Raw genomic sequence first — 15,119 nt, forward strand, 5'->3', positions numbered from 1 at the left:
AGGGCCGGAACAATTGGTGCACCGTCGTACTGGACCGCCCCGATAGGGCGGCGAAAGGGGAGTCCATGCAACCGTTCAGGGATATCCGCGAGGTATTCGACTTTGCCATCGAAAAGGAAGAGGCATCCTACCAGTTGTACACCAAGGCCGCCGCCATGGCGTCGTCCACCGCCAGCCGCAAGATGCTGGAGGAGATGGCAGGACAGGAGTTGGGACACAAACGCCTCCTCCAGGGCCTGGACCGGGAAAAGGTCCATGAATACCGCTTCGTCAAGGTACCCGACCTGAAGATCGGCGATTACCTGGTGGACATCGAGTACCGGGACGACATGACGTTCCAGGAGATCCTGGTCTTTGCCATGAAGGCCGAGGAAAAGGCGGCCCGGCTCTACAGCGAGGCCAGCCACCTGAGCGACGTTCCCGAGATCCAGCGCATGCTGCTCATGCTGGCCAACGAGGAAAAGAAACACAAATTCAACCTGGAATCCCTGTACGACGACAAGATACTGACCGAAAATTAGCGGCCGGTTCTCCGCGCCGGGCACGAGCGATGCCGCCCCAGGGCGGCATTTTCTTTATGAGGTTATTATGACGTTTCCCGAACAGGTTCATCTCCCCTTCAATTTCGGCATCATCAAAGAGAGCTTCAAACTCTGCTATCCCGCTGTGCACGAACCGACGGAAGAAGGCTACTGGGCTATCATCCAGGGCACCAGCATGCTGGTGGTGCGGGAGAACGCCGCCCTGGCGCTGCCCCGGGGCGGCCTGCCGGAGTGGCTCCACCCGGAAAGCCGCCCGATCTTCATCGGCCACTGGCACGGCAGGCCGCTCCGCGCCTTGAGCGTCGGCAGCGACCTGCCCCTGCAGCCCCCCTTCGAGGCCGAGGCATTCAACGCTGCTGAACAGCGTCTGGACATGGCGACCCTCAGCGTGGGCGGCCTTGCCAAACAGATTCTGCATTGGGACCGACAGAGCCGCCACTGCTCCCGCTGCGGCGCCCCCACCGAGCCCATGACCGGCAATTGGGGCAAACGGTGCACCGGCTGCAACGCGGAGCACTTCCCCCACATCCACCCCTGCGCCATCGTGCTGGTCAAACGGGGCGACCACCTGCTCCTCACCCGCAAGGCCGAATGGCCGGCGGGCAGGTACAGCCTGGTGGCCGGCTTCGTGGACTTCGGCGAATCCCTGGAGGAATGCGCCATGCGCGAGGTCAGGGAAGAAACCGGGATCGGGATCGAAAACGTCCGCTACGTGGGCAGCCAGAACTGGCCCTTCCCGGCCCAGCTCATGGCCGGTTTCGTGGCCGACTATGCCGACGGCGAGATCGAGGTGGACACGAGCGAACTGGAGGACGCCCGCTGGTTCCCCCTGGACGCCCTCCCCTCGCTCCCGCCTCAGCGCAGCATTGCGCGTTGGATCATCGACAACTTCAAAACGCCGACATCCTACCCCATTTGAGGCAGCCCGGGGGACCGGCCCGCCGGAAAACGCCCGGTTACGCCATTTCTCCCCACGGCATGCTCTTTGCGTTATACTCAATCAAAGAGACACCATCGCCCCAACCGGGGCAAGGAGGTTGTTATGCAACGTATACTCTGGATAATTCTCGTGCTGTTCATCGCCATTCCGCCATCCCTGTCCCTGGCCGGGGTCATCAGCCCGGCCAGGGTGCGCCTGCAGGCCGGAGACGCCTATTTCCGCACCCCCAGCGATGCCGACTGGCTGCCGGTTGCCGCCAACACCCCCCTGGACGAGGGGGATTCGGTCTGGTGCCCCGACGGCTCACGACTTGAGATCCAGTTGAACGACGCGTCCCTGATCAGGATCGATGGCGGCTCCACCATGGAGATGCTCGCCGTGGAGGAAGGCTTCACCCAGATCCACCTCTCCTCCGGCCGCATGTACGTGCACACCGTCAGCAGCACCAAGGAACGCAGCCTGCAGATCGATGCCGACGACACCACGGTGCTCCCCGCCAGCCGCTCGCGCTTGCGCATCGACATGCTGCCCGACCGTGAAGAGGACGTATCCATTTTCAAGGGTTCGGCCTATGTGGAAGGCAACGGCAGCCGCACCAGGGTGCGGGCCGGCGAACAAATCGCTCTGGAAGAGGGGCATAACGAACTTCTGGCGCTGAATCCCCCCGACGATTGGGAGCGCTGGAACACGGACCGCGACCGGGGCATCGTACGCAGCTCGCGCTCGGAGGCCAATCTCCCCGAGGAGATCAGGGGATATGCCGGCGAACTGGACGCCAGCGGGGAGTGGGTGCGGGTTCCCGACTACGGCATGGTCTGGCGCCCGACGGTGATCCTGGCCGACGACTGGGCGCCGTACCGGAGCGGCCGCTGGATATGGAAAGGGGACGACTACGTCTGGATCTCCTATGAGAGCTGGGGATGGGTCCCCTATCACTACGGGCGCTGGATCGTGGTAAGCGGCCGCGGCTGGTGCTGGGTCCCGCCGGGGCGTGGCGATGTCTACTGGGGCCCGGGGTACGTGGGATGGTACCGCACCGGCGACCGCGTCGGCTGGACGCCGCTGGCGCCGGGTGAAACCTATTACGGGCATCGTTCCTACGGCCGCAACAGCGTCAACGTGAACATCACCAACGTCAACGTCAGGAACACCACCGTGGTGTACCGGAACAGCCGGGCCCGGGGCGGGGTGACCATCGTTCCCCAGAACGATTTCCTGCGGGGCAGAACCGTGCACACCCCGGTGGGCGGAAGAAACGCAGCTCCCCCCCGGCGGCCGTATCGGTGGGCAGCCCGCGCATCCAGCCGACCCGGGAATCGCGCATGCCGGTGGTCAAGACCCTTCCCCCGCGCGTCGCACCGCCGGAGGTGAAACGGGTGGCGCCCCAGGAGATGCGGCAGCGCTTCCCGCGGATAACCCCGTCGGCGCCCGCCTCTGCCACCGCTCCGGCACGAACGCCGGCGGCAACGGCTGCCCCTGCGGCAGCACCGACGATGCGGGACCGGAAGAATACCCCCGCCGCACAACCGGCTGGCAGAACGGCCCCGGCCGAGACCCGTGCCCCATCCACACCGGCACCGGCGGCCCAGGAGCGGGAGCGGCGCTCCATCATGCCGGTAACGACGCCGACGGTAACGGCGCCAACCGTGAAGACGGCCCCGGCCCCCCGCACGACGGCACCGGCGAGCCCCGCCCCCAACGCCGGGCAAATCCGGAGGGCGACGCCGTCGCCCCAGGCGCAGCCGAGAAAGGTCTGGAACGTCACCGCCCCGGAACAGCGCAATGAGAACAGGGGCACGTCGGCCACGGGAGGAGGGCGTTCGGAAGAACGCCGCGAAGGCCCGAAAGGCAGGTAAGGGGCTGTGCCCCGCTCCTTTGCCCCGTGATACCACAAAAGGCCCTCCTGATGGAGGGCCTTTTGCAATGGCAACACATACGAAAGCGGGTGGGGATGCGCCATGAGAGCGGCGGCTACTTCACCAGCATCGCCATCAGGTCGTGCCCCTTCACCACCAGTCCGGTCGCCCCGGCCTGCTCCTCGTCGTAGGAGCCGGCGCCGTTGCCCGGCCCTTCTCCGCCGCGATAGATGACAAAGGGAACCGGCTCCGCCGTGTGGGTCATCAGGCGCACCGGCGTGGGGTGGTCGGGGGTGCAGAGGATGGCGAAGTCGCCGAACTTCCCGATCCCCTCAAGCACCGTGCCCACCACTTGGCGGTCGAAATCCTCGATGGCCTGAATCTTGTGGTCCATCCTGCCGGAATGGGATGCCTCGTCCGGCGCTTCCACATGCACGTAGACGAAATCGTGGGTCTCCAGGGCCGCCAGGGCGGCCTGGGCCTTGCCCAGGTAGTTGGTGTCGATGTAGCCGGTGGCGCCTTCCACGTTGATCACGTCCAGCCCGGCGCAGACGCCGATCCCCCTGATCAGGTCAACCGCCGAGATCACCGCTCCCGAGAGACCAAATTTTTCGCGGTAAGAATCGACCCGGGGGGTCTTGCCGTGCCCCCAGAGCCAGATGGAATTGGCCTGGCGCTTCCCCTCCTCCTTGCGTTTCTTGTTGAGGGGATGGTCGTGGAGCACCATCTGGGCGTGGTTCATGATGTTGTGCAGGGTGGCGGCGCCGTCGCCGCTGGGGAGGTACTCCAGTACCGCCTTGCCGGTGATGTCGTGGGGGGGGTGGCCGTCATGCCGTCCTTGCCGCCGCGCCAGACCATCAGGTGGCGGTAGCCGACCCCGGGGTGGAATTCGAACTCGGCGCTGCCGATCTCCTTCTGGAGCGTTGCCACCAGGCCGCGCCCCTCCTCGGTGGAGATATGGCCGGCCGAAAAATCCTCCATGTAGAGCGAAGCGCCGTGGGGTTTGAGGGTCACCAGGTTCATGCGGAAGGCCACGTCGTCGGGGCCGAGGGAGACCCCCATGCTGACCGCTTCCAGGGGGGAGCGGCCGGTGTAGCAGCTGCGCGGGTCGTAGCCGAAGATCGACAGGTTGGCCACGTCGCTGCCCGGCGGCAGCCCCTCGGGGACGGTGGCGGCCAAGCCGACCTGGCCGTGCCGGGCCATGAAATCCATGTTTGGGGTCGCGGCCGCCTGGAGCGGCGATTTGTTGCCGAGTTCGCTGTAGACCACGTCCGACATGCCGTCGCCGAGGAGGATGATGACCTTCATATGCGCCTTTCAGGATGAAGATGGGGAACACGAAACTGTCGAGGTCACTAATATTAGTTTCCGAATCCCCCCCTTGTCAACCTTCCTGGCCCCTATTTCCGCACAAAAATCTCTTTTGCCAGGTTGCTGTCGATGGCGAACTCGGAAAATCCGACCCGGAAGATATAGGAGGGAAACGCCTGCACCAGGACGATCCGGTTGCCCGGCAGGACCCCCATGGCCATCAGTTTCTGCATCTTCTTGCTGTCTTCGGTCTGGATGTAGGCGATCTCACCCTCCTGCCCCGACTTGAATTCGGTCAGGGCCACCACGCCAAGGTCGCCCTGGGCCCGGGCATCCGTGCAGCAGTCGCCCGGCGGAATCGGCTTGCCATGGGGGCAGGTGGCGGGATGGTTGAGCATGGTGCAGATCTTCACGTCCACCCCTTCATTGAGCAGGTGTTCGAACTGGCACGCCTTGTCGTCGCCCGCATCGCCGCGCAGGTTGAACACATCCATCATCAGCCGCTCCGCCAGGCGGTGGCGGCGGATGGTCATCTTCCCCTCTTCACGCCCCTCGGGCCGGAAATAGACCATCCCCTGGCGCAGTTCCACCAGCGCGCGGTCGGTCAGCTCCCGGTAGGCCGGGTCGTCGGCCGGGAATCCCATCTTCTCCGGGTCGAGAAAACGCCCCCCCTCTTCTTCCACCGCGATCCACAGGGCTTCCAGGATCTCTTCCGCCTTTTCGGACAGTTTCATATACGCTCCTTCTTTGCCGCCAAAGATGTCAGGCATGCAGGGGAACAACCATCAGATCGGACATCGCGCCACAGCCGCTCCATCGGGAGCAACCATTTTAAGATGCCTTTGATTTTTTGTCCTCTGAATTCTCTGCGTCCTCGGCGCCGGATGATGTTTTCCGTTTCAACATATTTTTCAGCTTGCCGATAAAGGCCGGTTCCAGGGGGTTCTTGTAGTTGCAGCGCGGGCAGTGCACGCTGTGGCACCCGCCGGGGCAGCCGCCGCACCCTCGCTTTCCTGCATTTTCGTCGAATTCGTGTCCGCAAAATCCGCAAATCATCTTCATGTCTCCAAGGGGGCCACGGGGCGCTAGGAAAGAATCCCCGTTGCCAGAAGAAAACGGTTGAGCACATAGCCGCTGCCGAAGGCCAGCAGGCTGACGAACACACCGATGCTGCCCGCCACCTTCCACCCCCGCTCCTTCTTCATGATGAGAAACTGGGCCACACAGGGGATGAACAGGGTCAGGGTCACCGCGGCCACCGTCAGTTGGCGGGCGTCCATCAACCCCTTGGTCTGCAGTTCGTACAGGCCGGCGGCACCGTAATCCCGGCGGAAGAAACCGAAGATGAAGGCCACGGCCGTCTCCCGGGGGAGGCCGATGGAGGCCATCACCGGCGTCATTGCCGCTATCAGTTTTTCGAAGAAGCCGGTGATCTTGCCGAGCCAAAGCAGTACAGAGGCCAGCACGAACAGGGGAAGGATCTCCATGAAATACCACTGCATGCGGGTATAGGTCTTGGTCAGCACGTTGGAAAACTGGGGCAGCCGCATGGGGGGCAGTTCCATGTAGAACATGGGGGCCTCGCCCGGCATGACCCGGGCCGCCAAAAGCCCCACCACCACGAACAGCAGCAGCAGACAGATACCCCACACCGCCAGGGCGCCGGGGAACTTGGACAAGAGCGCCAGGATCACCCCCAACTGGGCCGAACAGGGGATGGTCAGGGCCAGCAGCACGGTGGCGATGACCCGTTCGCGGGTCGTTTCCAGGGTGCGGGTCACCATGGTCGCCATGGTATCACAGCCGAACCCCAGCACCATGGGGATCACCGCCCTGCCGGTGAGCCCGAACCTCTTGAAGATCCGGTCAACCAAAAGGGCCAGGCGCGGAAAGTAGCCGGTGTCCTCCAGGAAGGAGAAGAAGATGAAGAAGGTCGCCACGATCGGCAGGATGATCCCCACCGCATAGCGAATCCCCAGGGTGATGATGCCGTACTCCCCCACGAACAGCTCCCGGATGATCTCCCAGGGGATGGCCGCCTTGACGATGCCGGTTATCCAGGGGTTGAACAGCTCCACAAAGAGCTGCTTCTCCAGCACGTCCACCAGCGTGCCGGCGCCGAAGTCCCCCACGAATTTGTACAGGCCGAAATAGAGCACGATCAGGAGCAGGGGGATGCCGGTCAGGGGCTGCACCGAGATGCGCGACAGCCGCTCCCCCAGGGTGACGACCCGCTTCTCCGGGGTGATGAAAACCTCCTGGACCAGTTTCCTGACGATCTCCTTGCGCTCCAGGGAGAGGTCCAGGTGGAAGGACCCGCGGCGGTTGAAGGCAATGTCCCGCACCTTTTCCGCGATCACCTCGAACCCCTCCCCCTCCCTGCGGCGCACCAGCGAGGTGATCTCCTCGTCCTGCTGGAACAGCAACAGGGCCAGGGAGCGGCGGGAAAGGATGTACTCCCCCGCCATGAGCCCGGCCACCTCGTTGATGTCGTGCTCCAGGAGCCGGCTGTAGGCAAAGTGCGGGGGACTGCCCGCATCCCGGCAATAGGTTGCGATGGCGGAGCGGATTTCGCCGAGCCCCCGCTTGCGGGCCGTGGCCGCACCAATCACCGGGATGCCGAGCCTCTGCTGCAGCAGTTCCAGGTCGATCCTGAGCCCCATTCGCTCGGCCTCGTCCATGATGTTGACCACCAGGATCACCGGCAGGTCCGCCTCGATCAACTGGAGGGTCATGGCCAGCATCCGTTCCAGGTTGCGGGCATCGAGCACGTGCAGCACCACGTCCGGCGTTTCGTGCAGCAGGATCTCCCGGGCGACCCGCTCCTCCTCCGTGATGGTATGGATCGAATACATCCCCGGGGTGTCGATCACCTCCCACGGCTGGTCGTTGATCGTCGCATGGCCGCGGGATACCTCCACCGAGGTGCCCGGATAGTTGGAAACGGTCACGTACGACCCGGTCAGGGCATTGAACAGCACACTCTTTCCCACATTGGGATTGCCCACCAGGGCGACCCGCCGGGCATTGGGCACCTTCCCCGGTGCTTCCGTCTGTTTACCGCAGCATGTAGCCATTACCTCATCCTTTTATGCTTTTGATTTTCAATTTCAAATATGGCGTAAAAAAAATTACTGGTTAGCTCTGCATGCCGCGCACAGACCGTAAATCTCCAATTTATGGCTCCTGATCGTGAAGCCGTGGAGCTCGGCTATCTCCTTCTGCAACTTTTCGATGGTCTCATCCTCGAACTCGATGATCGCGTTGCACCCGGTACAGACCAGATGGTCGTGGTGCTCGCCCGCCGACACGTGCTCGTAGCGGGTCTGACCGTCATGCAGCAGGATCTCGCGGGCCAGGCCGGCCTCGGTGAACAGCTTGAGGGTGCGGTACACCGTGGCATGGCCGATGCCGGGGTGGCTGGCCTTGATCTTCAGGTACAGCTCTTCGACGCTGACGTGCTGGCGCGTGGAAAGAAAAAAGTCCAGGATGATGTCCCGTTGGCGGGTGGAGCGGAGCCCTTTGGCCGCAGCGAATGCGTTGAATGCCTTTTTCTTTTCGAGGATCATCCCGCCCCCTTGTTGAACTTGAAATTCAATATAGTGGATGTGCCGCCGTCTTGTCAACGCAAAAAATAGCATTATTTAACGGCCTGTCGAAAAGGGACAGCCGCAGGAGGACAGCGGCTACGAAAGAGTGCGCGATAAGCCATGACCTTCAGTCGCTTTGCCTTCTCCCCGCAGGCGGCACGTGCTCATAGGCCTTTTCTGCCGGAATCTGTGCCATGAACAGCGCCACGGCCCCGAGCCCCAGAACCCCGGCGGCGTAGAACACCGCCGTCAGCCCCAGGGCGCTCTGCAATCCCGCACCCAACAGCGGGCCAGAGACGAAACCAAGGTTCAGCACCGCGTTGCAGGTACCAACCGTCGCACCCATGCCGTGGCGGCTCCCCTCCTCCACCAGCAGCGCCGTGCTCGCAGGCTGGGACAACACGCTGAACAGGCCGATACCCACCCCCAGCGCCAGGATCTGGCTAAAACCCGCCGCCACCGGGATCAGGAAGTAGAGCAGCGAGACCGCCGTGCCCCCGGCAACCACCAGGGATTTGCGCGGCGCCCGGTCCGAGAGCATGCCCATGGGGCGGAGCAAGAGGGTCATCACCAGGGTGGAGGAGGCCATGACCAGACCGGCCCGGGTGCCGCTCAGCCCCAGCCGGGCCGTGAGCATGATGGGGAGGAAGGCCCCCAACAGCGAGATGCCGCAGGCCCGGCCGAAGACGAAGGCCAAAAGCCCCCGCAGGGAGCTGTGGCGGGTGGCACCCAGGAGGTCACCGAGGCGTTCGCTGTGGCTGGCCTGCCGTGGCGGGGGGGTGTGGCCGGGGATGCAGATGAGGGCCACGGCCAGGGCGACGACGCACAGGAGGGCCAGGGTGGTGAAGATCCCCTGAAAGCCCCACAGGTCCTTGAGCATCCCCCCACCACCGGCCCCAGGCTCAGGGCGCCGTAGAAGGAGATATCGAAGGTGCCCATGACCGTGGCCCGCTTGTGGTCCGGGGTGGCTTCGCCCACCAGGGAGAGCACCACGGGTCGGAACATGGCGCAGCCGATGCCCTGGAGCAGGCGCAGGAGGGTGATGAGGGGGAGACTGGCGGTGAAGAGGTAGGAGAGGGAGACGAAGAGGTAGAGGCCGAGGCTGGCGGCTGCGACCTTCTTGCGGCCGATGCGGTCGGCCCAGGCGCCCATGAAGGGGCTGAGGACGATCTTGGAGAGGGAGTAGAGAACCAGCGGCAGTCCCAGGAGCGCTCCCCTTGCGCCCAGGCTGAAGACGTAGAGTGAGAAGAAGGCGTCGGCGATGCCGAAGCCCAGGGTGATGGCGAAGTTGATCAGGAACAGGCCCCGGAACAGGGTGCGGCTCTCCATGCCGTGCGCTCCCATGCTTGTCACGCACAGCTTCTCTGCGCATTTTGGCGATAGATGGGACATGAGGCGCTGTCATCGATACAGAACGTAATTATGCTGGGAATGTTTCTGCTGGTAAGCTCGAAACAGTAACATTCGGGAAAAGGCTGTTCCACAAAACGGCACATTACCGCCTCAGCACCCTGTTTTTCGCGTTTGACGCCCGTACCGCTTTCCATGCCACCTCCCCGTGCGGATATGCCCTATCGCGGCTTCGCTGCTGCCGGCTGCCATGATCCTGCTCCTCCATGAACCGCCGGCCGCTCGCCCGGGAAAAGCCCGTGGAGGAAGGAGGAACAACTCCACGGGCTCCCGTTACGCAGGCTTCGGGTCGGCGAACCCTTTCTGCGTTCAACGCCCACATTGACCTGATGGCATTTGATACCGGCGGGGACGCATCCCCCAAGCGCCGCCGCAGCCGTAGTATGCGGGGAATCAATCAGAATACGTACAACAGGCGCGTGCCGAAGATATCGACTGCCGCGCCGTTTTTGGTGGAGAACGTATTCTGATACTGAAGCATCACCTGGACGCTGTCCGTGAGTTTGAAGTTGAAGCTGGCTCCCGCCTTGTGGCTGTCGATACGGCTGTTGGCATCGGAAACGCCGGCTGTTTTCGTTGCGGCGCCATTTTGATAGGTATAATCGCCTGCGATGAAGAAGGAGGGGGTGACGTCATAGCTCAGGTGGGTCTGGAGTTGAAAGAGCGGCTCCTTCGACTGGGTCACCTTTGCGCCGCCGCTCCCCGCATAGTCCGTGTTGTCGGTGTAAAACTCGACAGAGGGCTGAATGCCGACGACAAATCTGTCGCCGATGCCCTGTTCGATGCCGAACTCTTCCTTGAACGCCCATTGATTCGTTCCTGCGTTCAGGGTACGCGAACGGCTGTACTCGCCCAACGGCACGGTAAAGTAGGGTGAAAATCCTACGTATGTCTTGGAGGCGCGATTGTTGACCAGCCAAAACGTCGCCAGAAAACAGGGGTCCCCCATGCCCGAGGCCGAAAACTCGGGTTTGCCGCCACCTCCAAGATCAAGGTGCTGATCGTTAAAGAAAAACAGGGCTTGGTAATCAGCCATGATGCCGAAGGTCTCCTTGAAATGGACCAACCTGAAGAAGCCCAGGTTCTGGGTATAGTTGAAGTCGCCATTTCTCTTGCCGTTGACATAGGTGCTGTCGGCGGTGATGTGTTTCGCGTACGTCAGCAGCAGGGTTGTGCCGTCGGGAGCGGGGATATAGTCCCTGGCATCGGTCTCGCCGCACCAGGCCGCTTTCGGCAGGGCCAGACAAAGACCCAACAGCAGGGTAACTCCTATTTTTCCATTCATTTATGCGGTTCCTTTCACGAGGTTGGGCTTTGCTCCATGCGCTCATCCCACGATCTCTCCACATTGCACGTCGTGGCAACGCGCACCTGCCCGTCTTGACAAGGCGCTGGCCGTTACGGAACAGCTACCTTGAAATGATGGCATTTATTGCACGACAGCGTCGAGGGGGCATGGACCTTGTGGCATAAGGCACATCTCAGCGTCTGCCCGGCGTCATGGGGCCCTCTGTGGGGGACAATGGTAATGTCCCTCCCCTCGTGGGATACGTGAAGCTCCTTCATGGGGATATTCTCGTGACACTTCAGGCAAGCCGACTTTGGGGCAGCCTTTTCCGGGGCAGCGGTACCATGGCAATCGGCACAGCTCACCTTCCCGTTATGCTTGCCCTTGACATCGTTGGAAAACGCCACGGCGGACGTCATGCTGATGCATGTGAATACGACGAAAGGCAGAACGACGATTCCTCTTTTCATAACAACTCCTGGGTGTGGTTATTGGTGCCATTTCAGCAGTTAGCCCCGCTGCTGCGGACGTTTTGCCGCAGCAGCGGGGGGGCAACTATTTTTTGCCAAGCTCCTTGGCGATATGCTGTGAGGCAAAACGACCGGAAGCGATGGCGAAAGAACTGGCCATACCTTCCAGCTGCAGGTTGTAAGAATCGCCGTAAACACCGCCGGTCTCACAACCGGCAACATACAGGCCCGGGATCGGCTTCATGGTGGAGGCCTTGAGGACCTGCATGTCGGCGTTGGTGGAGGGACCCCCCAGGGTGATCAGGGTGGCATTGGCGCCCCTTACGGCAAAGAAAGGTGCTTTGGATATAGTGCGGATCAGCGTGCGAGGTTTCGGGAATTCAGCATCGTATCCCTGAGCAGCGTAACGGTTGTTGTCTTCCACCGTCTTGGCAAATGCGGCAGGATCGACGCCCATTTTGTTTGCCAGTTCATCGGTGGAGTCGGCAACGACGATATATCCCTTCTTCACGCCATCGGCAATGGCCTGGTCGAAGGTGTTCTTGTTGAGCTTGGTGCCGACACGGACCCAGTCGCTGTTGGAAACGTCGATCCCTTTTTCCTGCATGTAGGTTCTGATGTTGTCGTCAAATACGGACCAATATGAACCGCCGACACGTTCAACAGCCTTGTCCGCAACCATCCAGAGCGGGGCATAGCTTTCATCCATGAAGCGCTTCCCGTCTTTGGCCACCCACATATACGGCTGCCGCAACAGTGCGGCGCCAAGGCAGTCCGGCGTCGTTTTATTGGGCCTGCAAAGCTGGGTGTTGGGGTCCTGGCCGTACAGCCATGCGGCGATAGAGAGATGGGTGGACATGCTTTCGAGGCGGGCGCCGATCTTTTCAAACATCTTGATGCCGTCGCCCATATGGGAAGTCTTCGGCCCGATGATCAGGTAGTCCTGGCGAATGCCATACTTCTTCATCATTTCCGGATTGTTGTTGAAACCGCCGGTAGCCATGATGACGCCGCCCGTGGCATGCAAGCTGATCTTTTCGCCATCGGCATCAACGGCGACAAGGCCGGTGACCCTGCCATTATCGACAATCAGTTCTTTGCCGGTTGTTTCCGTCATAATGGTGCCGCCGGCCTTCTTGAATGCTTCCGTCAGCCTGGCGATAAACTCCACACCCTGGCCGTCCTTGAAGATGTGCCAGGTCCTGTTGCCGTCGTTAAACAGGGTACGAACATCGTGGAAGGTAATGCCACGGTCAGTCATCCAGTCGATGTTTTCCGCCGATGCATTAATCCAGCGCCGGATCAGCGGTCCGTTTATATGGCCATGATTGAATTCCATGGCATTCTTGAATGCCCAGTCCTTTGACAGAGCGATATACATCTGCTTCTGGAACTTTGACTCCACGGCAAAAGTCCCTTCGATATAAAGGGAAGAACCGCCAAGAGTGGCTTCCTTTTCGACCAAAACCGTTTTGAGGCCGGACTCTGCGGCCTCGACAGCCGCGGCCAAACCGGCAGCGCCGGAGCCAACGACAACAACGTCAAAGTTCGCGTCTTTGGCATACGATGCCGTTGAAAAACCCACCAGGGAAACGGCAACAGCAGTTAGTGAAATCATTCTTTTAATAATGCCGATCTTACTCATAACGCCTCCTTATTGTTTTTGTGGAATAGATACTACTGTTACTATGAAACCATCTCCTTTCCGTCGAATATCCAACACTATTCGACTAATAGCAATTTCAAGCATCGAGAATAAAATACTGGTGTTGAGCAGAATTAACCCAAACATTCAATAATTTGAGGTTTTAAAATACTAACCTGACAGTATGGCTTGCCTTGCTTATCCAGTATTCAACACCAATAACAAATGCCAAAACCAAATAGCATTTAATATGCCATAACATAATATATTGTAATTATTAACTTTTTATGTTTACACATTGAAAGCGAAGTTCCGTTATGGTACCATTAGTTCCATTTTGGAACTCAAGCGCGCTTTTGGGAAGGAGAGCAGATGCAGGCGAGGGACTTCAGCGTTAAAGACCTTCTTACGTTTATCCCCGAGGAAGGGATCGTCCGCCTCATGGAACACCGCGTGCTCATCTTCGATGCGGTAGCCCTGGGACTCCTCCGGAAAGAGATCGTCGACACGTTTGGTGTTTTTGCCGCGCGAAGCATACTGACACGCTTCGGCTATGCGCACGGCTGGCGGACCGCGGAGATATTGCGGTCGGAATATCCTGCGATATTCGCGGACTGGAGGGCCGGCTCCCACCTCCACATGATGTCGGGACTGACCAAAACGGTCGAGTTCAACCAGTCCGACGGCAATGGAGACGAACCTTTAATCGAGGTATGTTGGCATAATTCATACGAAGCCGAGCAGCAGCTCTTGTCGTGCGGCTTGGCAGATGAACCGATATGCTGGACGCTTACCGGGTTTGCGAGCGGCTACGAGTCGTGCAAGAATCTGCGTGAAGTATATTTCGTCGAGGACAGATGCTGCGGCAAGGGGGACTCCCATTGCCATATTGTTGGTCGCTTCAAGGAAAAATGGGGACCGGAACTCGAGCACCACATCCCCTTCTACAGCATGGAGTCCGCCGACGCCCTGCTCAGGGATTTGACCGACAAATTGAAAATCACGGAGAAACGGCTCAAGTCGAAACAGCGCCAATTGAATTTTTATGCTTCGGAAACGGAGGAGATATCCGGATTCATATCGCGCAGCAACGAGATGAAGGGCGTTATAGAACTTGCCCAGCGCATTGCGAAAGTGGATTCCTCAGTCATCGTCACCGGAGAAAGCGGCGTCGGAAAAGAGCGCATATCCCGTTTTATCCACGACCAGTCGGTACGCACGGCCCACCCTTTTGTCGCCATAAACTGCGGGGCGCTCACGGAAACGTTGCTGGAAAGCGAACTCTTCGGCCATGCAAAAGGGGCATTTACCGGTGCGGACCGAGACCGGGCAGGACTGTTTGAAGACGCCAGCGGTGGAACCCTGTTTCTGGACGAAATAGGGGAGATCTCTCCCGCCATGCAGGTAAAGCTGCTCCGCGCGCTCCAGGAAAAGGAGATTCGGCGGGTTGGAGACAACACGGTACGCCCCGTTAACGTCAGGATCATCGCGGCGACGAATCGCAACCTGAAGGACGATGTCGCGGCGGGGAGGTTTCGACGCGACCTGTACTACCGGCTCTGCGTCATCCAAATCACCGTCCCCCCGCTTCGTGAACGGTCTCAGGATATCCTGCCCCTTGCAAGGCTCTTCCTCGGCAAAACAGCCAGCACCATGGGACGCGACATCGACGGTTTCTCTCCCCATGCATCGGAGCTGCTTTTGCGTTACACCTGGCCGGGAAATGTCCGCGAACTCCAAAACGTCATCGAACGGAGCCTGGTGGTCTGCAACGGGAGACGTATTGAGCCGGAAGACTTTCCCGAGGAAATCCACGTATCGCCCAGGACCCAGGTGCTGACAAACCAGGATCTTTCCCTGGAGGAAATGGAGCGGGAATATATTTTGGCCATGCTTCGCTCATGCGACGACAACAAGAAGCTTGCTGCGGCCAGACTCAAGATCGGCAAAACGACTCTGTACCGGAAACTCGCCGAGTACGGAAAATTGTGACCCCTGCCCAATTCCGCCGAACCTTCGCGAGGCCAGGGTCATCAACTCAAAAAATACCGGCCGGCGGCGTGCCAA

Annotated in this window: 14 protein-coding genes and 1 pseudogene; 5 read left to right on the forward strand and 10 right to left on the reverse strand. The window is 60.5% G+C overall.

The annotated features are described in order from the left end of the window. Window positions 1-65 precede the first annotated feature (65 nt). The 4 genes from FO488_RS13380 to FO488_RS13395 all read left to right on the forward strand — a co-directional run bounded on the left by FO488_RS13380 (window position 66) and on the right by FO488_RS13395 (window position 3,338). Window positions 66-521 (forward strand): ferritin family protein, encoded by a 456-nt coding sequence (locus FO488_RS13380; RefSeq protein ID WP_149211016.1) that lies wholly within the window; start codon window positions 66-68, stop codon window positions 519-521. A gap of 67 nt (window positions 522-588) precedes the next feature. Continuing rightward, entirely contained in the window at window positions 589-1,461 is an 873-nt protein-coding gene (nudC, locus tag FO488_RS13385) for an NAD(+) diphosphatase (protein ID WP_149211017.1), read from the forward strand. Between the two features lie 123 nt (window positions 1,462-1,584). After that, a complete protein-coding gene (locus FO488_RS13390) occupies window positions 1,585-2,853 on the forward strand; it encodes a DUF6600 domain-containing protein (protein WP_149211018.1) in 1,269 nt (422 codons plus the stop codon). After that, entirely contained in the window at window positions 2,805-3,338 is a 534-nt protein-coding gene (locus FO488_RS13395) for a hypothetical protein (RefSeq protein ID WP_149211019.1), read from the forward strand. The genes FO488_RS13390 and FO488_RS13395 overlap by 49 nt, the downstream gene beginning before the upstream one ends. 115 nt (window positions 3,339-3,453) lie before the next feature. Here FO488_RS13395 and FO488_RS20680 read toward each other — a convergent pair whose 3' ends face one another. The 10 genes and pseudogenes from FO488_RS20680 to FO488_RS13440 all read right to left on the reverse strand — a co-directional run bounded on the left by FO488_RS20680 (window position 3,454) and on the right by FO488_RS13440 (window position 13,052). After that, complete coding sequence (locus FO488_RS20680; RefSeq protein ID WP_370514343.1) at window positions 3,454-4,080, reverse strand: hypothetical protein; 627 nt, start codon at window positions 4,078-4,080, stop codon at window positions 3,454-3,456. An 18-nt stretch (window positions 4,081-4,098) separates the two neighbouring features. Next, window positions 4,099-4,646: pseudogene (locus FO488_RS20685) on the reverse strand (phosphoglycerate mutase); the annotation flags it as partial. 92 nt (window positions 4,647-4,738) lie between these two features. Next, the gene (locus FO488_RS13405; RefSeq protein ID WP_149211020.1) at window positions 4,739-5,383 is read right to left on the reverse strand and encodes a metal-dependent transcriptional regulator; all 645 of its coding nucleotides are present in this window, start codon (window positions 5,381-5,383) and stop codon (window positions 4,739-4,741) included. A gap of 351 nt (window positions 5,384-5,734) precedes the next feature. Then, complete coding sequence (gene feoB / locus FO488_RS13415) at window positions 5,735-7,726, reverse strand: ferrous iron transport protein B (RefSeq protein WP_149211022.1); 1,992 nt, start codon at window positions 7,724-7,726, stop codon at window positions 5,735-5,737. 54 nt (window positions 7,727-7,780) lie between these two features. Further along, a complete protein-coding gene (locus FO488_RS13420; RefSeq protein ID WP_149211023.1) occupies window positions 7,781-8,218 on the reverse strand; it encodes a Fur family transcriptional regulator in 438 nt (145 codons plus the stop codon). A gap of 148 nt (window positions 8,219-8,366) precedes the next feature. Then, a complete protein-coding gene (locus tag FO488_RS20100; protein ID WP_240731928.1) occupies window positions 8,367-8,876 on the reverse strand; it encodes an MFS transporter in 510 nt (169 codons plus the stop codon). After that, the gene (locus FO488_RS20105; RefSeq protein WP_240732276.1) at window positions 8,852-9,583 is read right to left on the reverse strand and encodes an MFS transporter; all 732 of its coding nucleotides are present in this window, start codon (window positions 9,581-9,583) and stop codon (window positions 8,852-8,854) included. The genes FO488_RS20100 and FO488_RS20105 overlap by 25 nt, the downstream gene beginning before the upstream one ends. Window positions 9,584-10,046: 463 nt before the next feature. Further along, on the reverse strand, window positions 10,047-10,934 hold the full coding sequence (locus tag FO488_RS13430) for a transporter (protein WP_149211024.1): 888 nt from the start codon (window positions 10,932-10,934) through the stop codon (window positions 10,047-10,049). 113 nt (window positions 10,935-11,047) lie between these two features. Further along, window positions 11,048-11,407 (reverse strand): cytochrome c3 family protein, encoded by a 360-nt coding sequence (locus tag FO488_RS13435; RefSeq protein ID WP_149211025.1) that lies wholly within the window; start codon window positions 11,405-11,407, stop codon window positions 11,048-11,050. A gap of 85 nt (window positions 11,408-11,492) precedes the next feature. Further along, entirely contained in the window at window positions 11,493-13,052 is a 1,560-nt protein-coding gene (locus tag FO488_RS13440; RefSeq protein WP_149211026.1) for an FAD-dependent oxidoreductase, read from the reverse strand. Window positions 13,053-13,424: 372 nt separating this feature from the next. Here FO488_RS13440 and FO488_RS13445 point away from each other — a divergent pair, with 372 nt between their 5' ends. Next, a complete protein-coding gene (locus FO488_RS13445; protein ID WP_149211027.1) occupies window positions 13,425-15,044 on the forward strand; it encodes a sigma-54-dependent Fis family transcriptional regulator in 1,620 nt (539 codons plus the stop codon). Window positions 15,045-15,119: the final 75 nt, after the last annotated feature.

The sequence above is a fragment of the Geobacter sp. FeAm09 genome (assembly GCF_008330225.1).
GTDB lineage: Bacteria > Desulfobacterota > Desulfuromonadia > Geobacterales > Pseudopelobacteraceae > Oryzomonas.